The organism is Lactococcus cremoris subsp. cremoris NBRC 100676 (assembly GCF_001591705.1).
GTDB lineage: Bacteria > Bacillota > Bacilli > Lactobacillales > Streptococcaceae > Lactococcus > Lactococcus cremoris.
In genome coordinates, this window is the sequence record NZ_BCVK01000046.1 from 1 (window position 1) to 23,091 (window position 23,091).

25 protein-coding genes and 1 tRNA gene are annotated in these 23,091 nt (G+C 35.9%); 23 read left to right on the plus strand and 3 right to left on the minus strand.

What is annotated here, in order from left to right; translation table 11 throughout:
- Positions 1 to 33: 33 nt before the first annotated feature.
- The 6 genes from LLA01S_RS08695 (at position 34) to LLA01S_RS08720 (ending at position 5,380) form a co-directional block, all read left to right on the plus strand.
- Positions 34 to 119: transfer RNA gene (locus LLA01S_RS08695), tRNA-Leu, on the plus strand.
- A 160-nt stretch (positions 120 to 279) separates the two neighbouring features.
- Positions 280 to 1,176, plus strand: a complete 897-nt coding sequence (locus LLA01S_RS08700) for a class II fructose-bisphosphate aldolase (RefSeq protein WP_011676976.1) — start codon at positions 280 to 282, stop codon at positions 1,174 to 1,176.
- A 355-nt stretch (positions 1,177 to 1,531) separates the two neighbouring features.
- The gene (locus tag LLA01S_RS08705; RefSeq protein WP_061778168.1) at positions 1,532 to 3,256 is read left to right on the plus strand and encodes an amidase domain-containing protein; all 1,725 of its coding nucleotides are present in this window, start codon (positions 1,532 to 1,534) and stop codon (positions 3,254 to 3,256) included.
- 211 nt (positions 3,257 to 3,467) lie between these two features.
- Positions 3,468 to 4,580 carry a DUF4097 family beta strand repeat-containing protein gene (locus LLA01S_RS08710; RefSeq protein ID WP_011676974.1) on the plus strand — a complete coding sequence of 371 codons (1,113 nt, stop codon included), beginning with the start codon at positions 3,468 to 3,470 and terminating at the stop codon, positions 4,578 to 4,580.
- 104 nt (positions 4,581 to 4,684) lie between these two features.
- Positions 4,685 to 4,888: a PspC domain-containing protein gene (locus LLA01S_RS08715; protein ID WP_014735143.1), complete on the plus strand. Its 204-nt coding sequence runs from the start codon at positions 4,685 to 4,687 to the stop codon at positions 4,886 to 4,888.
- 27 nt (positions 4,889 to 4,915) lie between these two features.
- The gene (locus LLA01S_RS08720) at positions 4,916 to 5,380 is read left to right on the plus strand and encodes a PspC domain-containing protein (RefSeq protein ID WP_061778169.1); all 465 of its coding nucleotides are present in this window, start codon (positions 4,916 to 4,918) and stop codon (positions 5,378 to 5,380) included.
- A gap of 127 nt (positions 5,381 to 5,507) precedes the next feature.
- On the opposite strand, the gene LLA01S_RS08725 is transcribed toward LLA01S_RS08720, so the two are convergent.
- A complete protein-coding gene (locus tag LLA01S_RS08725; protein ID WP_061778170.1) occupies positions 5,508 to 6,260 on the minus strand; it encodes a biotin--[acetyl-CoA-carboxylase] ligase in 753 nt (250 codons plus the stop codon).
- Positions 6,261 to 6,415: 155 nt separating this feature from the next.
- Between LLA01S_RS08725 and LLA01S_RS08730 the strand changes: the two genes are divergently transcribed.
- The 16 genes from LLA01S_RS08730 (at position 6,416) to LLA01S_RS08805 (ending at position 21,006) form a co-directional block, all read left to right on the plus strand.
- Positions 6,416 to 7,609, plus strand: a complete 1,194-nt coding sequence (locus tag LLA01S_RS08730) for an SAM-dependent methyltransferase (protein WP_061778171.1) — start codon at positions 6,416 to 6,418, stop codon at positions 7,607 to 7,609.
- Positions 7,610 to 8,101: 492 nt separating this feature from the next.
- A complete protein-coding gene (gene metK, locus LLA01S_RS08735) occupies positions 8,102 to 9,301 on the plus strand; it encodes a methionine adenosyltransferase (protein ID WP_015082824.1) in 1,200 nt (399 codons plus the stop codon).
- Positions 9,302 to 9,404: 103 nt separating this feature from the next.
- Entirely contained in the window at positions 9,405 to 10,118 is a 714-nt protein-coding gene (locus tag LLA01S_RS08740) for a glucosamine-6-phosphate deaminase (RefSeq protein WP_011676970.1), read from the plus strand.
- Positions 10,119 to 10,351: 233 nt separating this feature from the next.
- Entirely contained in the window at positions 10,352 to 11,947 is a 1,596-nt protein-coding gene (gene rny / locus LLA01S_RS08745) for a ribonuclease Y (RefSeq protein WP_014573185.1), read from the plus strand.
- 148 nt (positions 11,948 to 12,095) lie between these two features.
- Positions 12,096 to 12,713, plus strand: coding sequence for a guanylate kinase (gene gmk, locus LLA01S_RS08750; RefSeq protein WP_011835859.1), 618 nt, complete (start codon positions 12,096 to 12,098; stop codon positions 12,711 to 12,713).
- Between the two features lie 68 nt (positions 12,714 to 12,781).
- Positions 12,782 to 13,135, plus strand: a complete 354-nt coding sequence (rpoZ, locus tag LLA01S_RS08755; RefSeq protein WP_011676967.1) for a DNA-directed RNA polymerase subunit omega — start codon at positions 12,782 to 12,784, stop codon at positions 13,133 to 13,135.
- 176 nt (positions 13,136 to 13,311) lie between these two features.
- Positions 13,312 to 15,657: a primosomal protein N' gene (locus LLA01S_RS08760; RefSeq protein WP_014573183.1), complete on the plus strand. Its 2,346-nt coding sequence runs from the start codon at positions 13,312 to 13,314 to the stop codon at positions 15,655 to 15,657.
- 23 nt (positions 15,658 to 15,680) lie between these two features.
- Positions 15,681 to 16,796, plus strand: coding sequence for a DNA glycosylase AlkZ-like family protein (locus tag LLA01S_RS08765; RefSeq protein WP_061778172.1), 1,116 nt, complete (start codon positions 15,681 to 15,683; stop codon positions 16,794 to 16,796).
- A 121-nt stretch (positions 16,797 to 16,917) separates the two neighbouring features.
- Positions 16,918 to 17,292 carry a nuclear transport factor 2 family protein gene (locus LLA01S_RS08770; RefSeq protein ID WP_011676964.1) on the plus strand — a complete coding sequence of 125 codons (375 nt, stop codon included), beginning with the start codon at positions 16,918 to 16,920 and terminating at the stop codon, positions 17,290 to 17,292.
- Between the two features lie 13 nt (positions 17,293 to 17,305).
- Positions 17,306 to 17,827 carry an NUDIX hydrolase gene (locus tag LLA01S_RS08775; protein ID WP_032951407.1) on the plus strand — a complete coding sequence of 174 codons (522 nt, stop codon included), beginning with the start codon at positions 17,306 to 17,308 and terminating at the stop codon, positions 17,825 to 17,827.
- On the plus strand, positions 17,793 to 18,257 hold the full coding sequence (locus LLA01S_RS08780) for a VOC family protein (RefSeq protein WP_014573181.1): 465 nt from the start codon (positions 17,793 to 17,795) through the stop codon (positions 18,255 to 18,257). Before LLA01S_RS08775 ends, LLA01S_RS08780 begins: the two co-directional genes overlap by 35 nt.
- The gene (fmt, locus tag LLA01S_RS08785; RefSeq protein ID WP_011676961.1) at positions 18,254 to 19,225 is read left to right on the plus strand and encodes a methionyl-tRNA formyltransferase; all 972 of its coding nucleotides are present in this window, start codon (positions 18,254 to 18,256) and stop codon (positions 19,223 to 19,225) included. Before LLA01S_RS08780 ends, fmt begins: the two co-directional genes overlap by 4 nt.
- 235 nt (positions 19,226 to 19,460) lie before the next feature.
- On the plus strand, positions 19,461 to 19,703 hold the full coding sequence (locus tag LLA01S_RS08790) for a GlsB/YeaQ/YmgE family stress response membrane protein (RefSeq protein ID WP_011676960.1): 243 nt from the start codon (positions 19,461 to 19,463) through the stop codon (positions 19,701 to 19,703).
- A 27-nt stretch (positions 19,704 to 19,730) separates the two neighbouring features.
- Positions 19,731 to 20,291 (plus strand): alkaline shock response membrane anchor protein AmaP, encoded by a 561-nt coding sequence (gene amaP, locus LLA01S_RS08795; protein WP_011676959.1) that lies wholly within the window; start codon positions 19,731 to 19,733, stop codon positions 20,289 to 20,291.
- A 10-nt stretch (positions 20,292 to 20,301) separates the two neighbouring features.
- Positions 20,302 to 20,490 carry a DUF2273 domain-containing protein gene (locus tag LLA01S_RS08800; RefSeq protein ID WP_011676958.1) on the plus strand — a complete coding sequence of 63 codons (189 nt, stop codon included), beginning with the start codon at positions 20,302 to 20,304 and terminating at the stop codon, positions 20,488 to 20,490.
- Between the two features lie 9 nt (positions 20,491 to 20,499).
- A complete protein-coding gene (locus tag LLA01S_RS08805) occupies positions 20,500 to 21,006 on the plus strand; it encodes an Asp23/Gls24 family envelope stress response protein (RefSeq protein WP_011676957.1) in 507 nt (168 codons plus the stop codon).
- A gap of 294 nt (positions 21,007 to 21,300) precedes the next feature.
- On the opposite strand, the gene LLA01S_RS08810 is transcribed toward LLA01S_RS08805, so the two are convergent.
- Positions 21,301 to 22,482 (minus strand): tyrosine-type recombinase/integrase, encoded by a 1,182-nt coding sequence (locus LLA01S_RS08810; protein WP_061778173.1) that lies wholly within the window; start codon positions 22,480 to 22,482, stop codon positions 21,301 to 21,303.
- A 66-nt stretch (positions 22,483 to 22,548) separates the two neighbouring features.
- Positions 22,549 to 22,884: a hypothetical protein gene (locus tag LLA01S_RS08815; RefSeq protein WP_014573177.1), complete on the minus strand. Its 336-nt coding sequence runs from the start codon at positions 22,882 to 22,884 to the stop codon at positions 22,549 to 22,551.
- 79 nt (positions 22,885 to 22,963) lie between these two features.
- Between LLA01S_RS08815 and LLA01S_RS12180 the strand changes: the two genes are divergently transcribed.
- Positions 22,964 to 23,091: transposase (locus tag LLA01S_RS12180; protein ID WP_139949450.1), on the plus strand; the 128-nt coding region annotated here is incomplete at its 3' end.

The window sequence follows — 23,091 nt, forward strand, 5'->3', positions numbered from 1 at the left end:
GATAAATCTCCCTATGGGAGTTTTTGTATAATACCCGGGGTGGCGGAACTGGCAGACGCACAGGACTTAAAATCCTGCGAGGGGTAACCTTCGTACCGGTTCGAAACCGGTCCTCGGGATATGATAAGATTAATAGTTTTAGCTATTAATTTTTTTTTATTTTTATTTAAGAATGGCTTAATAAAGTGGTTACTTTGGATTTTTATGAGCTTGGACTAGAAAAAAACTTCACAAAATGCTATACTAGGTAGGTAAAAAAATATTCGGAGGAATTTTGAAATGGCAATCGTTTCAGCAGAAAAATTCGTACAAGCCGCTCGTGATAACGGATACGCTATCGGTGGTTTCAACACAAACAACCTTGAATGGACTCAAGCTATCTTGCGCGCAGCAGAAGCTAAAAAGACTCCAGTATTGATCCAAACTTCTATGGGTGCGGCTAAATACATGGGTGGTTACAAAATGTGTAAACTTCTCATTGAAACTCTTGTAGAATCAATGGGAATCACAGTTCCAGTTGCAATTCACCTTGACCACGGTCATTTTGATGATGCATTGGAATGTATTGAAGTTGGTTACTCATCATTGATGTTTGACGGCTCACATCTTCCAATCGAAGAAAACCTTAAACTTGCTGAAGAAGTTATCGCTAAAGCTCACGCTAAAGGCATTTCAGTTGAGTGTGAAGTTGGTTCAATTGGTGGTGAAGAAGACGGTATCGTTGGTGAAGGTGAACTTGCTCCTATCGATGATGCAGTTGCAATGGCTAAACTTGGTGTTGACTTCCTTGCAGCAGGTATCGGTAACATCCACGGTCCTTACCCAGAAAACTGGAAAGGTCTCCACATTGATCACCTTGAAAAATTGAACAAAGCACTTGTTGAAGCTATGGGACACAATGTGCCAATCGTACTTCACGGTGGTTCTGGTATCCCTGATGATCAAATCAGAGAAGCTATCGCTAACGGTGTAGCTAAAGTTAACGTTAACACTGAATGCCAACTTGCTTTCGCAGCTGCTACTCGTAAATTCGTTAATGAATTTGACGATAATGAAGCAGAATACATGAAGAAAAAACTCTTTGACCCACGTAAATTCTTGAAACCTGGTTTCGATGCAATTACTGCGTCAGTTGAAGAACGTATCGATGTATTCGGTTCAGCAAACAAAGCTTAATTTGCTTGTTAAACTAATATAAAAAAGAAATTGCTATTAAGCAGTTTCTTTTTTTGATTTAAGAGTGCATATTACGGTAGAATAAGAATAGAATATGAAATGAGAACTAATGGTTTAGTTGCTCAATTTATTAAGTGTTAAAATGTGATATAGGTGTTCCAAGTCTTTTCTATATTATACTACTTACTCAAAAGAAGATGATTTTCAGTAGATATGTATCATATAATATACAAGTGATAATTAAAAGTTGTTAAGTTGACTTGAATGATTAAAAGTGTTACAATTATGTAAATGTAAACGTCTTGAAGAAATGATGTTGAAATTATACTATTGTAAGCATGGAGGATAAAATACATTGGTAAATACGCAAGTGAAGCGAGTGAAAAAGCAAAAATTTATTGCAGGGACTGCTCTGCTTTTAGGTATGGCAACATTTGGGATGGTTGGTAAGGCTGATGACCTTTCTTCTTCAAATACAAATGGTGGAGTAGATAACTCAAAAGTAGATAATGATAATCAGGAAAGTGTAAAAACATCTACTGAAGGTGTTTCATCAACGACTGAGAATGCAAATACTGTACCAGGAAGTAAAGTCACTTCAACAGTAGATTCTGAAAGTGCGCCTTCTAAGACGATTAGTGTAGGTACTCAATCAAATATTTCAGGGACTAGTGATGGTTCTGATTCATTACAAAAAACTGAGACATCTGATTCATCATCAAAACCAAGTACATCTGATTCATCATCAAAACCAAGTACGTCTGATTCATCATCAAAACCAAGTACGTCTGATTCATCATCAAAACCAAGTACGTCTGATTCATCATCAAAACCAAGTACGTCTAATTCATCATCAAAACCAAGTACGTCTAATTCATCATCAAAACCAAGTACATCTAATTCATCATCAAATAATAATTCAGCTACTAAGCCTTCTACAACGACACAAGCGCCTCCAGTAGCACCATCTACGACGGCACCATCAGCAACACCATCTACAACGGCACCTTCTAATTATTATCAAAATAGCTCTTATAATCAAACGTCAACTGCAGCGCAAATTCCTAATTCTTCATCAGATTCAGCAGCCTCTGTATATAGTGGGCCTGTATTGAAAAAAAACGAAGCTGCTAAACCAATTGAAAAAATTGATTCTTCTAGCACAGAAGCTTTTATTAAAAGTATCGCCGATCGAGTACGAATTTTAGCAGGTAAAAATAATTTATATGCTTCAATTATTTTGGCGCAGGCGATTTTGGAATCTGGTTCTGGGCAAAGTAATATGACCCAACAATATTTTAATATTTTCAATATTACGGGGGCTTATTTAGGAAAATCAATTTCATTTAAAACAGAAGAATTTTCTGGGAATAATCCTTATTATATCGAGCAAAGTTTTAGAGTTTATAGCAACTATGACCAAGCTTTAGATGATTATATTAACTTAATGATTAAGGGGACAACTTGGAATTCAGAAATTTATGCTGGTGCTTGGAAATCTCATGCGAAAACTTATCAAGAAGCAGCTCAAGCTTTACAAGGTATCTTTGCTACAGACCCTGAATATGCTCAAAAATTGATTGAAATTATTGAAGAATATAACTTGAATTTTTATGATAATGTCGACAGTACGACTCAAGTTTTAGATAGTAATATTCCAGAAAGTCCACTTGTCGCTTCAAAATTAGATTCATCAACTTATCCGGATTATAATGGGGTGGATTATCCTGGAGCAGATAGTTATGCTTTCGGTAACTGTACTCAATATGTTTATAATCGAATTATTCAGCTTGGTGGACAAATTGGGACTCATATGGGTAATGGTGGAGAATGGGGTATCAATGCTCAAGCTCAAGGTTACTTTACGACAACTGTTCCTACTGAGGGTTATGCTGTCAGTTTCCCACCAGGTGTAGCTGGTTCTAGTCCAGAATATGGACATGTAGCTTTTGTTGAGAAAGTTTATCCAGATAATTCTATTTTAGTTTCTGAAATGAATGTAAAAGGAAATAATATTGTCAGTGAACGCCATATTTCTGCTGGTGTTGCCGCGTTAGCAACTTATATCCAACCTAAATAATTAGTAATGATAGAATAAAAAAACATCAAAAATTTAAAATTAGGAATACTTTATCTAATTATAAAAAAGAAGAGATTAAAAATCAGCCCAAAGGCTGATTTTTATTTGGCAGAAGTTTGAGATAATAAGTGTACGAGATAAAGACAATCTCAATAAAAAAAAGTTTTTAAGATATTGAATGCTTGAATGAGCAGAGAAAGGATCTAAAAAAATGGCTAATAAAAAAGATAGAATAATGGATTTGATGCGTCGTGGAATTATCACGGAAGATGAAGCTTTAGAGCTACTTGAAAAAAATGGTTCAGTTGATTCAGAAACTTCGGATGAAAAAACAGATTCAAAAGAATTCTCATATACAGACAAAGAAGGATATGTTAATCACGATGTAGATTTTCCTGATGCAATGAAAAATGTTGCAGAAAGTTTGTTTGCTAGAGGAAAAGAAATTTTTCAAGGGGTAGCTAAATCAGTTGATGATAATATTGATTTTTCAAAAGGCTTTCCAAAAGTTAAATCAACTTCTCATATCGTAGAAAAAGATATTGAAGAAGATTTCAAAAAAATTGATCTCAATCTTAAAAGTGGTAAGGTAAGTATCTTGCCAGGTGAGAATGCTCATGTAAAAGTAGAATACAAAGTTTACGGGGCAGTTGAAGATGGAAATGTAGAAGCTTATATCGCTGAAAAAACTAAACTTGAAGTTGAAGATGATGTGCTTGAAATTGAAGCAAATGGTCGAATTTCTGCAGATATTGAACTCTATTTACCAATTAAAGATTACGAAAATATCGAAATCAATGCACCTCATGCAGAACTTAAAGTTGAAAAAATTTCAACTCAAAAATTAAACATTAATCTCATTAATGGGACAGCTGAAGTTGTCGAAGTAAATAGTGATGAATTAAAAATTAATAATAAAAATGGGGAAATCAAGGTTCTTGATGGAACAAATTCAGATTTGGAATTAACTGCTGTTAATGGTAATATTAGAATTACAACGGCTTTCGAATCTGGTGATATCTCTCTCGTTAACGGAAATATATTGCTGACCGAAAAAACAGGAACGGCTCACAAATTAAACGTTAAAAATGTAAATGGGGACATTAAAGTTTCTGTGCCTGAAAGCTTAGGCTTAGTTGGACATGTTCGGACAGTCTTTGGCGGTTACAAAACACGTTTAAATCTTGATAGTCCATTTGAAGCAGGACGTAATGGTGCAGCTGTTGTCCGTCAAGGAGCAGAATCATTAACCTTCGAATTCGAAACAAAATCAGGAACAATTTGGCTTAAAGATACCGAAATGACTGACAAAGAAGAAAATTAATTAAAATCTACTAGATGAAGCCGCTAACAGCTTATGACAAGTCTGTCAGAGTTTGTTAGTAAAATAAGATGGCTGTCAGTAAATTTTGAGAAGAAAGGTGAGAAATGGCTAAGAAACCTCTGAAAAGATCAAGTAGCAATCGAGTCATAGCAGGAACCGTCGGGGGACTTGGGGAATACTTTGGCTTGAGCCGTGCAGTAATTAATGTAATTCGGGTTCTGATTGTGCTTGGTACTTTCGGAAGTTGGGGAACATTACTCATTGTTTATGTGATTGCGAGTCTATTAATGACACCGTCACAGGGATAACTCAATTATTAAAAGAAAGGATAAATTATGTCTCAAAGACAATTAACAAAATCGGTGACAAATCGTCGAGTGAGCGGTGTCATTGCAGGGATTGCAGAATATTTTGGTCTAGGTCGTGATGTTGTGACGATTCTTCGGATATTGTTTGTCGTCCTAGCTTTTGGTAGCTGGGGTGGCTTGATTCCCTTGTATTTCGTAGCAAGTTGGATTATTCCAAGTGCTAGACCACGAAATTACTATGATGATTCAGAAAATGATTATCAAGAAAAATGGAACCGCAAAGCGCAACATTTTGATGAAAAAATGGATCGTTGGTCAGAACGTTATTCAGATAAAATGAATAATTGGGCACGCCGTTATGAAGATAAAGGGCGCCAAAATCAACAAGATTCAAACCAATGGGGAAATCCGTGGGAAGAACCCAAAAGTCGTAAGACTAAAGAAGATCAACCAGTTGAAAAAGAAAAAGAAGATGACTGGTCAGATTTTTAATAAATTTAACTGACAGAACTGCAAGTTCATCATAAGTTGTTCTGTCAGTCATTCATAACTGGTCCACCATGACCTAAAACTGGCCTCCTATATAATATAATAATAATAACTGGAAAAATGGACTTGATTAAGTCCATTTTTTTAGTGATATTTCACCGCTGGAAAGTATTTTTTGTTGACCATTAGCTAGCTTAACAATGAGCTCACCGTTGGAAGTCAAATCTGTAGCGATTCCTGAAAAGTTCTTACCAGATTGGACAAACTCAACTTCTTTTCCAAGAATAAAAGAGTGTGATTTATAGATTTCAAAAAAAGTTCCAGTGGATAGGCGATGAAACTCTGACCAGATTTCGGCAATTAATTCTGAACGATTGATGTTTGGCTTTTCATTGTAAAATAGAGAAGTTGCTTTATTCTCGATTTCAGGTGGAAATTGAGAAATAGAAAAATTAATTCCGACTCCAATTACAACCTGAGTTTCCTTAGCTAGATTTAGAGAAGTTTCGGCAAGGATACCGACAAACTTTTTATTATTTAAATAAAGATCATTAACCCATTTGATTTGTGGTTTTTTGTCAGTAAGTTTTTCAATGGCGGATACAACCGCGGCACCAGTAAGTAAAGTAAATTCTGGTAATTTTTCTGGTGCAACTGATGGCATAAGAGACAAACTCATATAAATTCCACCGGAGTCCGCAGCAAAATACTGACGGCCAAATCGACCATAAGTTTGATTTTGTTTTTCTGTTAGATAGAGACAATTTTCTTGGCCATCTAATTTGGCATCTTTTTGAGTTGATTCAGATTCAGCAACAATCTTAACATCAGATAGCCAAGGATTTTTTTGTAAGATGATAGATTTTTCGAGTTTGTCATTCATTTTTTTATTATATCAAAAAACTATTCTCTTATTCTTTTTTACGATTTTAGAGCTGATGAAAGTTTTCAGAAAAGTCTAACGATAGTAATTATTTGACTTTCAATTGTCTACGGAGTATAGTTTTATTAGAACAAAGTTAGGAAAGGGAAAATAACTTGGTATTTGAAAAAACAGTCTTGAACAAAGCACTTGCAGTTGCTTTCGATATCCCCATTGCAGTGACTTATTGGGATGGAAAAACAGAAAAGTATGGTGAAGGAGAAACTCAGGTTCACATCACTTTCAATAAAAAATTCTCATTTAGCGATTTATCATCAATGCCAACCTTGGTATTAGCTGAGGCTTATATGAATGAAGAAATTGAGATTGAAGGGAGTATCCAAGAGCTTGTTGCATCAGCTTATCGTAAAGCGGGCAGTTTTTTAACTGACCAATCTGGCTTTCGTAAATCAATGCTCAAACTTTTGGGAAATCATTCTCAAAAACAATCTCGTGAAGATATTCATAGTCATTATGACATCGGAAATGACTTTTACAACAAATGGCTTGATCCAACAATGACTTACTCATGTGCATATTTTGAACATGAAGAAATGACACTTGAAGAAGCACAAATTGCTAAAGTTCATCATATCTTGGACAAACTTGATAGCAAACCTGGTGGCCATTTACTTGACATTGGATGTGGTTGGGGAACTTTGATGTTTAAAGCCGTGCAAGAATACGGACTTTCAGCAGTTGGAGTGACGCTTTCTGAAGAACAATATTATTATGTTCGTAAAAAAGCTGATGATTTGGGACTTTCTGACAAGGTTAAAGTTTACTTAGTTGACTATCGTGACCTCAAAGAAGAGCCATTTGATTACATTACCTCTGTCGGAATGTTTGAACATGTTGGTAAAGAAAACTTGGAAATGTATTTCCAAAAAGTGTCTGATTATCTCAAGCCAAATGGTCGTGCCTTGATTCATGGGATTACTGGTCAACACCGTGGTGCCGGAGTGGACCCATTTATTGAAAAATATATTTTCCCGGGAGGATATATTCCAAATATCGCTGAAAATGTTGAACATATCATGACAGCTGGTTTGCAAATAGACGACCTGGAACCTCTTCGACGTCATTACCAAAAAACCCTTGAAATTTGGAATGAGAATTATCTTGAAGTATTTGGTGAAGTTGAAAAAGAAATGGGTAGACCATTTGCTCGCATGTGGACTCTTTATCTTCAAGTTTGTGCCGCAAGTTTTGAAGCTGGAAATATTGACGTCGTTCAATATCTCTTGACCAAAGGAGCCTCAGGACAAGGCTTGCCAATGACACGCGAATACATGTTTAAAAAACATTAAGTTTGATAATTGATAAGTTGAAAAGCAAGACCATTCAGTGTTTCGGGTCTGAATTATCATAAGAACAACTTATTTCAAATTTACTGATGAAAATACTAGCATATCCGTAATCGCTATCTATGCACTTCGTGCTACCTGAAGCATTTGCTTGTAGGGCGAATCGTCCATGGCTATTCTATGACAGAAATGAAACTCATCAGTAAATTTATTTTTAAAACATGTTAAGGAAAGAGTGCATTTTTTCCAAAAAAGAGGTAAAATAAGAGAGTTACGAGTCCCGAAAGGATTTGACCTATTTTAAAAATTACTGATGAAAAAACTAGCATATCCGTAACCGCTGAAGCGCCAACGGCTATCCTATGATGAAAATACTAAGATATCTGGAAATTGCTGAAGTAATAACAGCTATCCTATGACAGAACTTTCTGTCAGTAAAATTGAATAAGTTTAAAGACGCCTTGTAACCAAAATTTAGATTGGGGGACATTTTTAATGTCAGAAAAACATTTATTTACATCAGAATCAGTATCAGAAGGCCATCCAGATAAGGTTGCTGACCAAATCTCAGATGCCATTCTTGATGCCATTCTCGCACAAGACCCACATGCACACGTTGCTTGTGAAACGGTCGTATATACAGGGACAGTCAATGTCTTTGGAGAAATATCAACATCAGCTTACGTTGATATTGCCCATGTTGTTCGCGAAACCATCAAAAAAATTGGCTATACTGATAGCGAAAATGGTTTTGATTACAAATCAGTCGGTGTTCACGTCTCACTCGTTGAGCAATCAAGCGATATTGCTCAAGGGGTAAACGAAGCTGAAGAAGTTCGCGATAAAAATGGTCAGTTAGTTGACCCACTTGATTTGATTGGTGCTGGTGACCAAGGAATGATGTTCGGTTTTGCAACTAACGAAACGGCCGAATATATGCCACTTGCCATTTCACTTTCACATAAATTAGTTAAGAAATTGGCTGATTTGCGTAAATCAGGTGAAATTTCATACTTGCGTCCAGATGCAAAATCACAAGTGACTGTAGAATATGATAATAATGGAAAAGCAAAACGTGTTGATACCGTCGTTATCTCGACTCAACATGCTGCTGCAGCAACAAATGAAGAAATTCATGATGATGTGATTAACAAAGTGATTAAGGCTATTATTCCTGCCGAACTTTTGGATGATGAAACAAAATACTTTATCAATCCAACAGGACGTTTTGTTATCGGTGGTCCTCAAGGAGACTCAGGTTTGACTGGCCGTAAGATTATTGTTGATACTTACGGTGGTTATGCACCACATGGTGGTGGGGCCTTCTCAGGTAAGGATGCAACTAAGGTTGACCGTTCAGCTTCTTACGCGGCTCGTTATGTCGCAAAAAACATTGTGGCTGCTGGACTTGCTGATAAAGCTCAAATTCAACTTTCTTATGCGATTGGTGTGGCCACTCCTACATCAATCAATGTTGAGACTTTTGGTACAGGTAAAGTTTCAGATGATGAACTTTTGGCCGCGATCCGCAAGGTCTTTGACCTCCGTCCAGCAGGAATTATCCAAATGCTTGACTTGCTTCGTCCAATTTATGGACAAACAGCAGCTTATGGGCACTTCGGCCGTACGGATATTGAATTGCCATGGGAACAAACAGACAAGGCTAATGAATTGAAAGCAATGCTTGAAAAATAATAAAAAAGCGGATTTCCGCTTTTTTATTTTCAACGAGTAGAGTTGCTTTCAATAGAATACTTAATCCTGTAAAATAGAAGTAACAATAAAAAAAGGAGCTTCTATGAAAAAAATAATCACTAAAGACTATGCAACGATGAGTGAACTTGCTGCAGCGATTGTTCTTGATAAGATGATGCAGCCAAAAAGAGTGAATCTTTCGCTAACAGCGGGGAATACTCCTCTTGGGATGTATGAAATTCTCTTTGATCGACTACAAAAAATGAATTTTGACCGCTCAAATATCCATTATTATAATTTTGATGAAGTGCCTCTTGCTGGAGAACGTTATGGTTTGACAATGAGTGCTTTAAAAATGGCTTTTTATGACCGAGTGCATATTGATGATGGGAATCTCCATGAGTTAAATTCTCAAAATAATCAAGTTTTTGATCAAAAAATCTTGCAGGATGGTGGGATTGATTTGATTGTCATGGGGATAGGAGAAGATGGTCATTTTTGTGCAAATATGCCAGGACATACAAGTTTTGAGCGAGAAGTTTTTGCTGTTCCATTTGAAGAAGGGGATGAAATTTATCGGTCAATCAAAGAGCTGACAGATAAAGAACCGGCTTCTCCTTATGTCACTTTTGGGCCACGAACAGTTCTAGCAAGCAAGCAACTTTTAGTCTTTGCTGATGGAAAAAATAAAGCAGAGATTATGAAAAAAGTTCTTGAAGGGCCAATAACGGAGGAAGTTCCTGCATCGATTTTGCGAACGCATCCAAATATTACATTTATTTTAGATGAGGCAGCAGCAGCTTTACTTGAAGATTAAAGAATAAATAAAGACAGTTATTGAAGTAGCTGTTTTTATTTACTTTCTTTGAAGTCTATTTATCATGACATAAATGACTTTAAAATATTCTGAAAGCGTTACACTATCTTTCATTGAATATTGAAGCTTAAAATGATATAATTAATGAGTGTTTTGCTATGCAAAATACATTAATTTATAATCAAACTGTGAGTAGAATTTATTGGAATGATTACTCACTTTAGAGGAGACTAATGGACATTATTTCTATCGTTCTCTTGTTCTTATTGGTTGTATTAGTTGTCGCATTTATTTTTTATGCCCAAAATATTAAGAAAAATAAGCAAGATGCTGAATCTCTTTTTAACGAAGCAGAAAATAAAGCAAATGAGGTGATGGCGAGTGCTAAACGTGAGGCGGAGTCTTTGAAAAGGGAGGCTGAAGCCTTCAAAAAAGAAGCCCGTTACACCCTTCGTGAAGAAGAACAAAAGCAACGTCGCGAAATCGAAGATGAATTTAAGCAGGAACGTCAGGAGTTAAAGGAGACTGAAAAGCGCCTAAAACAACGTGAAGAAATCTTAGACCGTAAGGATGATACCTTAACGAAAAAAGAAGAAAACTTAGATTCTAAAGAGGAAAACCTCGTTAGAAAAACTGATACGCTCAGTAAGCGAGAAGAACAATTAGCGCATATTGAAGAAAAGAAACGACTGGAATTGGAGCGTATTTCAAATTTGAGCATGGATGATGCTCGTGAAATTATCTTGAGTGAAACCCGTGATGGTTTAACAAAAGAGATGGCTCAAACAATTCGTCAAAGTGAAGAAAAAGCTCAAGCAGAAGCAGATAAAAGAGCTAAAAATATTATTTCACTTGCCATTCAACGTGTTTCATCTGATTCGGTAGCTGAACAAACTGTTTCAGTTGTCAATTTACCAGATGATGGCATGAAGGGTCGAATTATCGGTCGTGAAGGTCGTAATATTCGTACTTTTGAAGCTTTGACTGGAATTGATGTCATCATTGATGATACGCCAGAAGCAGTTGTACTTTCAGGATTTGATCCAATTCGTCGTGAAATTGCTCGAATGACACTTGAACAATTAGTTCAAGATGGTCGAATTCATCCAGCTCGCATTGAAGAGTTGGTTGAGAAAAATCGTAAGGCCCTTGATCACAAGATGCGTGAATATGGGGAACAAGCTGCATTTGAAGTGGGCGCGCATAATTTGCATCCTGACTTGATGAAGATTATGGGACGTTTACACTTCCGTACTTCTTATGGTCAAAATGTGCTTGACCATTCTGTTGAAGTGGCTCATATTGCTGGTAATTTAGCTGGTGAAATGGGAGAAAATGAGGCTCTTGCCAAACGTGCAGGATTCTTGCATGATATTGGTAAAGCACTTGACCATGAGGTTGAGGGAAGCCACGTTGAGATTGGTACAGAACTTGCACGTAAGTACAAGGAAAATCCAATTGTAATCAACACAATCGCTAGTCACCATGGCGATACAGAGCCATTAAGTAACATCGCAGTACTTGTTGCAGCAGCAGATGCATTGTCAGCAGCACGTCCTGGAGCTCGTCGTGAATCAATTGAAAATTACATCAAACGTTTGAAAGACCTCGAAGCAATTTCAACAAGCTTTGATGGTGTGGAAACAGCCTTTGCTCTGCAAGCTGGACGTGAAATTCGAGTGATGGTTAAACCAGATAAATTGACGGATGACCAAATCGTAATTTTGGCGCGTGATGTGAAAAATCGAATCGAAGATGAGATGGATTATCCCGGTAATATTAAAGTTACCGTTATCCGAGAAACTCGAGCGATTGACTACGCAAAATAAAAAAACTGTCTTAGGACGGTTTTTTTATTTCGGATTACTAAGTTATATATCTTTTAGGTTACAAAAGCTAGTTTCTAGAGTGGAGTTTTGATAGAATGAACTTAATCGTTGATTTATATAGAGAATTAAAGATATATCGGAGGAAAAAATGCGTGAGCGTGGTTTATTAATTGTTTTTTCTGGGCCTTCTGGTGTTGGAAAAGGAACAGTTCGTGCTAAAATTTTTGAAAGTGATAACAACTTTGAATATTCAGTGTCGATGACAACAAGAAAGCAACGTCCTGGTGAAGTAGATGGAAAAGATTATTATTTCCGGACACGTGATGAATTTGAAGAAATGATTCGCAATGGACAAATGCTCGAATATGCTGAATATGTTGGAAATTACTATGGCACACCTTTAACTTATGTCAATCAGACATTAGATGAAGGAAAAGATGTTTTTCTAGAAATTGAAGTGCAAGGTGCACTACAAGTGAAAGAAAAAGTTCCAGATGGTGTTTTTGTCTTCTTGACTCCACCAGATTTGGAAGAATTGCGTGGACGTTTGGTGGGACGTGGAACAGATTCAGCTGAGGTCATTGCTTCACGACTTGAAAAAGCAAAAGAAGAAATTCGTTTGATGAGTGAATATGATTATGCGGTTGTCAATGATAAAGTTGAACTTGCTGCTGAACGTGTCAAGAAAATTATTGAGGCTGAACATTATCGAGTGGACCGCGTGATTGAACGTTATGTTCATATGATTGATGATGTAAAAGCTTAATATAAAAAATACTGACAGCCAAGTCAGAAATATTAAAATGAAAAGTTTAGAAAATGAGGTAATGGATTATGATGTTAGAACCTTCAATTGACAAATTATTGGATCAAGTGGACTCAAAATACTCTTTAGTTGTTTTGGAAGCAAAACGCGCTCATGAATTGCGTGATAAAGAACGTCCAACAAAAGAATTTAAATCCGTAAAAAGGACTTTGCAAGCTTTGGAAGAAATTGCTGATGGAACAGTTAAAATTCACCCAGCACCTGAATTGAAGCGCGAAACTTTGGTTGAAAAACGTGAGTTGGAACGTTTGCAAGCGAAAATGAAGGAACAACTTATCAAAGAACAAATTGCAAAAGAAGAAGCTGAAGAAGAAGCAAAACAAAAAAATAGTCGTGCGGCTAAAGCAGCTGCTGCAGAATAATTTTTTAGGCGTCAATTGGCGCTTTTTTTATTTTGTTTTACTGATTTTTATTAATATTAGCGGATATAGGACATCTGACAGAATCAAAGTTTATTCCATTGTCTAATCGTAATTGGCAAATATCAAATAGTGAACTGTGTTATAATTAAAAGAAGAATTACGGAGGTCAAAACTGAATGAAAATTGCTAAAGTAATCGTTGACCTGCCTCTGATGCAGACTGATAAGCCTTTTTCTTATGCCATTTCAAAAGAATTTCAAAGTTTGATTGAACTGGGAATGCGGGTTCATGTTCCTTTTGGGACAGGAAATCGTTTGGTTCAAGGAATTATTGTTGGGATTGAAGAAGAAAAGGATGCAGAAAATTCGTCAGTAAATTTGAAAGATATTGCTGAGTTACTGGACCTTGAACCGGTGTTGACCGAAGAACAACTATGGTTAGCTGATGAAATGCGCCACTCGGTTTTTTCATATAAAATTTCTTGTTTGAAAGCGATGCTGCCTAATCTTTTGAATTCTAATTATGACAAACTCTTGAAATCTGCTGACGGAGCTGTCAGCAAATGGTCTCAGCTGACAGAAGAAGAAAAAATTTCGTCAGCAAAAGCGGTGCGTGCTGGACAGCTGTCAGTAGAATATTTAGCTAAATCCAAAGAAAATCGGAAGACCGAAAAATATTTATCTATTCCGGATTTGGAAAAATTGGATGAATTTGAAATTGAAAAACGAGCGAAAAAACGCTTGGAGCTAAAATATTTTCTCTTACGAATGACCGATGAAAAAATTGCTCTAAAATCTTTAAATTTTTCATCACAAATTATCAAATTTTTTATTGAGCATGATTTGGTAAAAATTGAGGAAGTTGAAATTTCTCGGACAAAAGATAAATTTGAAGCGATTGAAAATGATAGCGCCAAAGTGCTGAATTCTGAACAAGAATCAGCTTATGAAAAAATAATTGCTTCTTCTGACAAACCATTTTTGTTGGAAGGTATCACTGGCTCAGGTAAAACAGAAGTTTACTTACAGACCATTGACCATTTTCTACAAATGGGAAAAACGGCCATCATGCTTGTGCCGGAAATTTCACTGACGCCGCAGATTACCAATCGATTTATTGCTCGTTTTGGTGACAAAGTGGCCATCATGCACTCAGGTTTGTCTGACGGTGAAAAATATGATGAATGGCGTAAAATTAAGTCTGGCAAAGCTCAAGTCGTTGTCGGTGCTCGTTCTGCTATTTTCGCGCCAGTCGAAAATTTAGGTATTATCATCATTGATGAGGAGCACGAAACTTCCTATAAGCAAGATTCTAGTCCGCGTTATCATGCCAGAGATATTGCACTTTTGCGAGCAAAATGGCATGGAGCCACCCTTGTTCTGGGTTCAGCAACGCCAAGTTTAGAATCACGGGCGCGTGCCATGCGTGGCGTTTATGAGCTATTATTGCTGACAAAGCGGGCAAATGAAGCAGCAATCTTGCCAGAAATTAAAATCATTGATATGCGCAGTGAAATTTCTGACCAGTCAGCAAATTTCTCACAATCATTACTGGCAAAAATTAAAGAAAAAATTGACAAAGACGAACAAGTCATTTTGATGCTAAATCGTCGAGGTTATTCTTCATTTGTCATGTGTCGAGAATGTGGTTTCGTTGTTGATTGTCCCAATTGCGATATTTCCTTGACCCTTCACATGGACACCAGAACTCTGAATTGTCATTATTGTGGTCACGTTCAGGGCATTCCCCAAACTTGCCCCAACTGTCAATCACGAAAAATTCGTTATTATGGTTCTGGAACGCAAAAAGTCGAAGAAGAACTTCGAGAAATCATGCCTGAAGCACGAGTTTTGCGAATGGATGTAGATACAACTCGAACGAAAAATGCTCACGAAAAAATTCTTGAAAAATTTGGTAATCATGAAGCTGATATCCTTTTAGGAACTCAGATGATTGCCAAAGGTTTAGATTTTCCAAACGTGACTTTAGTTGGTGTCATTAATGCAGATACCGGTCTAAATTTACCTGATTTTCGGGCCAGTGAACGCTCGTTTGAATTGCTGATGCAGGTGGCTGGGCGAGCTGGACGTGCGGATAAAAAAGGTGAAGTTTTGATTCAAACCTTTAATCCACATCATTATGCCATTGAAATGACCAAAGCTCAAGATTATGAAAAATTTTATGAAATGGAAATGAGATTTCGTCGTGAACTTTCCTATCCACCTTATTATTTCACGGTTCAAGTGCTTGTTTCTCATCAAGATGAAGAAGTTGCCATTCAAAAATCTTATGAAATTTCTCAAATTTTAAAGCAAAATCTGACAGAAAAAGCCAAAATTTTGGGACCAACTGCCAGACCAATTGCCAGAACACATAATCTTTATCATTATCAAATTTTAGTTAAATATCGTTTTGAAGAAGAATTAGAGTCCGCTTTGAATCAAGTGCTTGAATTAACCCAACTTCGTGACAATAAAAATTTACGAATCTTGATTGATAGCGAACCACAAAATTTTGTATAAAATCAGAGTTGATGAGGTTAAAAATGATTAGATTAACCAAAGAAGAAGCCAGAAATTTTTTATTGACTAAGCAGGGTTTGCTTGGTCATAAACATTTTTCAGGAAAAGAAGGGATTATGGATTTTGTCAGGCAGGCAGGTTCGGTACAGTTTGATCCGGTGGATGTTTGTGGAACTAGTCCAGAACTGACTTTGCAGGCGCGAATTGAGTATTTCACTAAAGAAATGCTTGATGAATTACTTTATCAAGACCGTCTTTTGATTGATTTTTTTGACAAAAATCTTTGTATTTTGCCAATAGAAGATTTGACAGTTTTTACTCAAAAATATGCGGGAATCAGCTATGCAGAAGCAATGGCGCGTAGACAAAGTGAACCTGTTCTACAAATGATGATTGAAATCAGAAAAATACTCTCTGAAAAAGAATATATTTTTGCCAAAGATTTGCGTCATTTGGAAAGTGGAAATTTGATTTGGGATTGGGGTGCCTCTTCATCTGTGGCAAGAGCCGCGCTTGAAACCATGTATTTTAAAGGTGAGCTGATTATTCATCATAAAAATGGACGGCAAAAAGCTTATGCCTTGGCAGAAAAATTTTTGTCAGCAAAACTTTTGAGCGCGAAAAGTCCTTTTGAAAGTGAACTTGATTATCATCAGCAACTCGTTCTGAGACGAATTGGCACGATTGGATTTTTATGGAACAAGCGAAGTGATGCTTGGTTGGGGATTGAGCATTTCAAAACTTTTGAGAGAAATCAAGCTTTTCAAAGTCTTTTAGAAGATAAAAAAATTACAGAAATTCAAATTGAAGGAATTTCAACAATTTTTTATATGAAAAAAGAAGATGAAAAGTTGCTGACAAGTTCGCACCTTGTCCCTGATCGCTCTGACAGTCTGTCAGTAAATCCAAAAGCGCCAGTACGAATGGAATTCCTTGCTCCGCTTGACAATTTGCTTTGGGACCGAAATTTGATTCGAGAAATCTTTGATTTTGACTACAAATGGGAAATTTACACTCCAAAGGAAAAAAGAAAATATGGGGCATATGTTCTTCCAGTCCTTTACAAGAATCGTTTTGTTGGCCGTCTGGAAATTGAGCGACATACTAAAGAAAAAGTTTTGCTTGTTAAAAACTTTTAGCTAGAAGAAAACGAAGTTTTTAACAAGTCACGCAAGGAGGCTTTTTCCACATGTGTAGAAGTTTTTAGAGCATTCAATCACTGTGAAAAAGTCGAATATGTGAAAGGTTGGTGCAAAGAAAATGACCAAAAGTGAACTTTTTCAACAAACAATTGACGCTTGGCTGACCAAAGATATCAATAAGTTATTAAGTGTTCTGTCAGCAGATATTATTTACACAGAATGTTACGGCGCTCAATATCAAGGAAAAGCAGAAATTGAAAAGTGGTTCTGTCAGTGGAATAATCCTGTGGAAAATCAAGTGAAATCATGGTCTGTGGATAAGTCTTATGTAGATAATGAAACTTGTTTTTTCACATGGACTTTCCATTATGTCTATAAAGGGGAAGAAAATATTTTTGATGGAATTTCTCTTGTTAAATTTTCTGGAAATAAAATTTGTCAAATTCAAGAATTTGAACAAAAACATGAAAAATTTCGTCCATTTTTGAAGTAAAATGAGGTAAAATATGGTTGAGAAATTTGATTTATTGAAACATTTTGGAGTATACGGAGTGGCAATTGACAATGATAAATTACTTGTCATTGAAAAAAATTCAGGTCCCTACCAAAATCGTTATGATTTGCCCGGAGGTTCGCAAGAAGTTGGTGAATCAATGGTTGACACATTAGAGCGAGAAATTCTTGAAGAAACTGGATTTACTGTCCTTTCAAGTGCTAAGAGTCGCCTCTTTTCGGCTTGGATTTATGAAAATGACCGTCGAGTCGTTAGTCACCACATTTTTAACCTTTTTGATGTAAAATTAAATCATGTATCCAAAAAACTACCACAATTTGTTGCTGATGGAAAAAATGATTCTGACAGAGCAGTTTGGAAATTAGTGACAGAATTGTCAGCAGAAAATTCATCTCCACTTGTCCTAAAAGTAATTGCTGAAGTCAATAACTATCCCCATGTGGATAAAGCCGAAATTTACAGAGATTGGAAGGTCAATTATGGAAGCAAAAATTATCCCAAGCCTTTGGTTTAACAATAATGCCGAAGAAGCAATGAACTATTATGTATCTGTATTTCCAAATTCAAAAATCAAAAACATCGAATATTATCCTGATGAAAAGCTAGATGAGCATTTCGTAGGAATGTCTGGAAAAGTATTAAATGGTGAATTTAGTCTGAATGGACTTGAGTTTATCTGTCTTGACGGTGGGCCAATTTTTAAATTTAATGAAGCAGTCAGTTTCACTGTGACTTGTAAAAATCAAGCCGAAATTGATGATTATTGGTCAAAACTTTCTCATGTTAAAGAAGCCGAACAGTGTGGTTGGTGCAAAGACAAATTTGACCTTTCTTGGCAAATCATTCCAGAAAATCTGGGTCAATTAATGGCAAAAGGTGACAAGGCCGTTCAAGTATTAATGAAACAAAAGAAAATTATTATCGAGGAGTTTGAAAACTTATGACAAAAACAAAAATTATCTTTATGGGGACGCCACAATTTGCTGCGACCGTTTTGAAAGGTTTGATTGACTCTAATCAATATGAAATCCTAGCAGTTGTGACCCAACCAGACCGTAAAGTTGGTCGAAAACAGGAATTAAGAATGACGCCAGTTAAAGAACTTGCTTTAACGGTTAACTTGCCTGTTCTTCAACCAGAAAAGCTATCTGGCTCAGTAGAAATGACTCAAATTATGACGCTCCTTGAATCAGGAGAAGTTGGAATTGTGACTGCCGCATTTGGACAATTTTTGCCAGGGAAATTATTAGATGTCGCTCGTTTTGCGGTAAATACACACGCTTCCTTACTACCGAAATATCGCGGTGGAGCGCCGATTCATTATGCCATTATGAATGGCGAAAAAGAAGCTGGTGTGACAATCATGGAAATGATTCGTAAAATGGATGCCGGTGACATGATTGCTCAAAATTCTACTCCAATTCTTGAAGAAGACAATGTCGGCACTATGTTTGAAAAATTGGCTTTTGTGGGACGTGATTTACTCCTTGAAACATTACCCAAGTATCTGGAGGGTCAACTCAAAGCTCAAGCTCAAAATGAAGATGAAGTGACTTTTAGTCCAAATATTTCACCAGAAGAAGAAAAAATCGATTGGAACAAATCCGCACGTGAAATTTTCAATAAAGTTCGTGGCATGAATCCTTTTCCAGTCGCCCATACCCTGTGGAATGGGGAACGCTTTAAGATTTATGAAAGCAAAGTAGCTGACGAAATTGTTAACAATTCTGATAATCCCTTACAGGCCGGTCAAATTGTGGAAAAAACAAAAAAATCATTAAAAGTTGCTACTGGCAATGGAATTCTTGAGCTTTTAACGGTCCAACCGGCAGGCAAACCTAAAATGGACATTGTTAGTTTTCTTAATGGTTTAGGTCAAAAAATGCAAGTTGGGGATAAACTTGGGGATTAGATAAAAAATAAGATATTTCAAATAGAAATATTTATCCACAGAAACTAAAAGTATGAGACCTGAGGTACAATTTATCTCTAAAAAAGTTCTATCATTTCTAATGATGGAATTTTTTGTTTACTAAAATATCGTAAAAAAGGTTAAATGTAATAAAAAGAAAGCGGATTATTTTATAAATGCCTCAAAGTTTGTTATAGTAAAAATGTACAGGAACTGTACTAGAAAGAGGTGCTTTATGATTTGGTCGTTAATTGTCGGAGCCATTATTGGTGTAATTGCAGGAGCTATTACCAATAAAGGCAAATCAATGGGATGGATTGCTAATATTTTAGCTGGACTTGTTGGGGCTGCAGTAGGTCAAGGACTCCTAGGAACATGGGGACCAAAGTTGGCCGGAATGGCTCTAATTCCCTCTATTATAGGTGCTGTCATCGTTGTAGCTGTTGTTTCATTCTTTTTAGGTAAGGCAAACAACTAGAAGAAACAATAACAGAGAGGAGGTATCGTGTCAAAAGGAAAAAAATTTATTTTTATTCTGGCTGATTTATTTTTCCTCACCATTCTCATACCAATTTTATGGGATTATTTTAATCAAATGAATTTTCGTTGGGAGCTTAGTCCCTCATCAGAAATTCCTTACATTGGTGAAAAACTTCCCCAATATATATTTATCAGCGCTTCAATTTTAGGAATACTCTTATTATTTGCCTTACTGATTGTCATCTTTTATCCCAAAACCTATATGGAGATTTTATTAGATGATAAAGCAGGAAGTTTGACTCTAAAACGTTCAGCAATCGAAGGATTAGTTAGAGAGCTCGTGCTTGATAATGGCTATATTAGAAACCCTAAAATAAATGTGACTTTATATCAGTCCACAATAAAAATTGATGTACAAGGAGAAATTATTCCCAGAGTTGAGATTGTTGAAAAAACAAAAGCGATTGAGCAAGAAATCAAAGAAAGTTTAAAAAATTTCTTTGGTTTGAATCATGAGGTGAAATTAAAAATCAAAGTCAGCTCAATTGTTGAAAAGAAAGACTCGACAAGTCCACGCGTAGTCTAAGGAGGTAGAAATGGATCTTTTCGAAAGATATCGATACCCGATTATTGGCGGAATAATAGGCTGTATTATTGCAGTTTGTATCTTCACAATCGGATTTTGGAAAATGATTCTTCTCTTCTTGCTTATTGGGTTAGGGATTTTTGTAGGTCTCTATCTTCAACGCACGGGAATCATTGAACAAATAAAGAAGAAAAAATAGGAGGAAATTATGGTACAAGAAAACACAAAAACGGAAACAACTGAAGTTAAAGGCAACTTAGCATATGAAGACAAAGTCATCCAAAAAATTGTCGGACTTGCCCTTGAATCTGTCAATGGATTACTTGCTGTTGATGGAGGATTTTTCTCAAATCTCACAGGAAAACTTGTAAATACAGAGGATGTCACTGCTGGTGTTGGCGTTGAAGTCGGCAAAAAGCAAGTTGCCGTGGACCTTAAGGTAGTAACAGAATATAAAAAGAATGTTCCAGATATCTACCAAAAAATCAAAGAAGTTATCCGTAAAGAAGTTTCGGATATGACTGATTTGGAAGTTGTTGAAGTCAATGTAACGGTCGTAGATATTAAGACAAAAGAACAACAAAAAGATGATGAAAAAAGTTTACAAGATCGTGTGGTTGGCGCAGCTCAAACAACAGGGAAATTTACATCTGATCAGGTAGACAAAGTTAAAGAAAAAGTTGATGATATGGGTGATGACTCCCGTGTGAAATAAAATCAATAAAAAAACTGGCATAATGCCAGTTTTTTTATTTATCTTTGAAATAATTTTAGTTCAAATAAAGAGAGTAAAAGTAAGCTATATAATACAAGAAAGAGAATAAGTAGCTTAGTTTTTATTAGTTATAGAGCAATCATCTAAGAAAAGTCATTGACAGCTATTGACTACTAAGGGTATAATAGCTCTGTATCACAACAAATCCCTAGAATCCCTTATATAAAGGGATTTCAGTTGTCATTATATTAGTTAGTTACGTTTTTAGTTACGTTCGGGAAAAAACTAGAAAAATCATAGTGCTTTAAGTATATTAGCGAACTTTTCAGCAGTTTCTTTCTTTTTCTCTTTAGCAAGATGACTGTACAAATTCATTGTGAACGAATAGTCTGCATGTCCTAATCTCATTTGAATTTCTTTAGGATTTACATCATTGTTCATTAGTAGGCTTGCGTGAGTGTGACGGAAACCATGAAAACCTATGTTAGGAACTTTTGCTTTTTTAAAGTGTCGAACTAAGTGCTGTCTTTCGAGTTCGTAAGTTCTCATTTTTTGATGATATGAGAAAACTAGAGAATCATGCAAAGATATAGCACCGTAATTTTGGTGTTTTCTCCACTCTTTCAACATTGAAATTGTCTCGCTATCTACAGAAACTAAACGATTGCTTTCTTTTGTTTTTGCACTGTCTTGTATCTCATTGCTATATTGTATGAGTGTCTTAGATACACTAACGGTATTATTGACAAAATCAATATCAGACCATGATAAGGCTAAAGCCTCACAGATACGCAAACCAGTAGAAAGTAAAAGCTTGTATAGAGTAGTGCTTTTTATATTTGCTGTGGTTGATTGTAACGAGTCAAGGTAATCCAAGAAGCGTTTGAGTTCATCATTGTTAAAATACTTTATTTTTTTGACTGTTCTTGTCTTGAGTTTTGGAGAAAATACTTTTATAGCTGGATTGTCTGAGATAACACCTAATTGCATACCATAATCAAGAATGCGTTTGATGATATTGAGTAACAATTTATAATCTTTACTTTTTCCCTTTTCACGATTACCGTTAACTATTTCAGCAGTATTGGCATTTCTAGCCCAGTCATTAACAATATTTTGCAATAGTACAGTTGTAATTTTCTCAACTTTATAGTTTCCGAGTGCTGGCAAAATATAATTTTTTAAAAAATTACTATTGATTCTGATAGTGTTTGCTTTTACTGTCAATTTATAAGAATCAAACCAACTAGTGGCTAAGGCATTAAAATTGTCAAATGAAACTTTTTCTCTTGCAACAGTAGAGCCATTTTTGATAAACTTATTCATAGCTTGGTGAGCTTTATTCTCGCACGTTTTACGGTTCTTGGCTGTAACCGTGGTGCGTACTTGCTTACCTGTTAGGCTATCTACACCAAGATAGACATTTACTTTATAGACGGTTGTACCGTCTTTTTTTTGAACTTCTTTAATATTCATTTTTTCTCCTGTTCTATTGTCGGGCAAGACATGATTAAGGAGAAAGCGATAGTATTAAAGTTTTATTTATTCAAATTCCATATCATCAATACCATCAGTGAAATTTTCTAAAAACTCGTACTCGTTCATGAAGTTTATCCAGTAAGACACTTGCTCTTCATGATTATGAAAGCGAGGCTTGTTTTCTGCATTTTTAATTCCTTCGGATACGCTGATAAAAGCACCGCTTATATTCATATCCCACATCTTGTTAGCTTCTTTTTCAATGCGAGAATCAGGCCATTTTGCAGATGATTGTCTGCTGACGTTTTTGTCTAATAAATATATTGTAGCTTTTTCCAAAAACTTACCTTGGGCACGAGTGTTTTCTTCAACATATTTTCTAAATTCTGTGTAATCCATTTTTCACCCCTTACTATAAACTGATGTTATCCTTAAATCTTAGAGTCACTATTGTATAATTTAGACAAAGGACAAAAACATGCAAAAACGCTACTCAAAAGAATTTAAAGAAACCCTTATCGCCTTCTATCATTCTGGTCAATCCGTCACCCAGCTGTCTAAAGAATACGACGTGGCCCCTGCAACAATTTATAAATGGATAGACCA

Bases quoted from the DNA above. Each gene is read 5' to 3' on its own strand.
- gmk (WP_011835859.1), top strand. From the start codon at position 12,096: ATGCGTGAGCGTGGTTTATTAATTGTTTTTTCTGGGCCTTCTGGTGTT.
- LLA01S_RS08790 (WP_011676960.1), top strand. From the start codon at position 19,461: ATGATTTGGTCGTTAATTGTCGGAGCCATTATTGGTGTAATTGCAGGA.
- LLA01S_RS08760 (WP_014573183.1), top strand. From the start codon at position 13,312: ATGAAAATTGCTAAAGTAATCGTTGACCTGCCTCTGATGCAGACTGAT.
- LLA01S_RS08765 (WP_061778172.1), top strand. From the start codon at position 15,681: ATGATTAGATTAACCAAAGAAGAAGCCAGAAATTTTTTATTGACTAAG.
- LLA01S_RS08805 (WP_011676957.1), top strand. From the start codon at position 20,500: ATGGTACAAGAAAACACAAAAACGGAAACAACTGAAGTTAAAGGCAAC.
- LLA01S_RS08780 (WP_014573181.1), top strand. From the start codon at position 17,793: ATGGAAGCAAAAATTATCCCAAGCCTTTGGTTTAACAATAATGCCGAA.
- LLA01S_RS08710 (WP_011676974.1), top strand. From the start codon at position 3,468: ATGGCTAATAAAAAAGATAGAATAATGGATTTGATGCGTCGTGGAATT.
- LLA01S_RS08810 (WP_061778173.1), bottom strand. From the start codon at position 22,482: ATGAATATTAAAGAAGTTCAAAAAAAAGACGGTACAACCGTCTATAAA.
- LLA01S_RS08725 (WP_061778170.1), bottom strand. From the start codon at position 6,260: ATGAATGACAAACTCGAAAAATCTATCATCTTACAAAAAAATCCTTGG.
- LLA01S_RS08700 (WP_011676976.1), top strand. From the start codon at position 280: ATGGCAATCGTTTCAGCAGAAAAATTCGTACAAGCCGCTCGTGATAAC.
- rny (WP_014573185.1), top strand. From the start codon at position 10,352: ATGGACATTATTTCTATCGTTCTCTTGTTCTTATTGGTTGTATTAGTT.
- LLA01S_RS08740 (WP_011676970.1), top strand. From the start codon at position 9,405: ATGAAAAAAATAATCACTAAAGACTATGCAACGATGAGTGAACTTGCT.
- metK (WP_015082824.1), top strand. From the start codon at position 8,102: ATGTCAGAAAAACATTTATTTACATCAGAATCAGTATCAGAAGGCCAT.
- LLA01S_RS08720 (WP_061778169.1), top strand. From the start codon at position 4,916: ATGTCTCAAAGACAATTAACAAAATCGGTGACAAATCGTCGAGTGAGC.
- LLA01S_RS08815 (WP_014573177.1), bottom strand. From the start codon at position 22,884: ATGGATTACACAGAATTTAGAAAATATGTTGAAGAAAACACTCGTGCC.
- LLA01S_RS08800 (WP_011676958.1), top strand. From the start codon at position 20,302: ATGGATCTTTTCGAAAGATATCGATACCCGATTATTGGCGGAATAATA.
- rpoZ (WP_011676967.1), top strand. From the start codon at position 12,782: ATGATGTTAGAACCTTCAATTGACAAATTATTGGATCAAGTGGACTCA.
- fmt (WP_011676961.1), top strand. From the start codon at position 18,254: ATGACAAAAACAAAAATTATCTTTATGGGGACGCCACAATTTGCTGCG.
- LLA01S_RS08715 (WP_014735143.1), top strand. From the start codon at position 4,685: ATGGCTAAGAAACCTCTGAAAAGATCAAGTAGCAATCGAGTCATAGCA.
- LLA01S_RS08770 (WP_011676964.1), top strand. From the start codon at position 16,918: ATGACCAAAAGTGAACTTTTTCAACAAACAATTGACGCTTGGCTGACC.
- LLA01S_RS08775 (WP_032951407.1), top strand. From the start codon at position 17,306: ATGGTTGAGAAATTTGATTTATTGAAACATTTTGGAGTATACGGAGTG.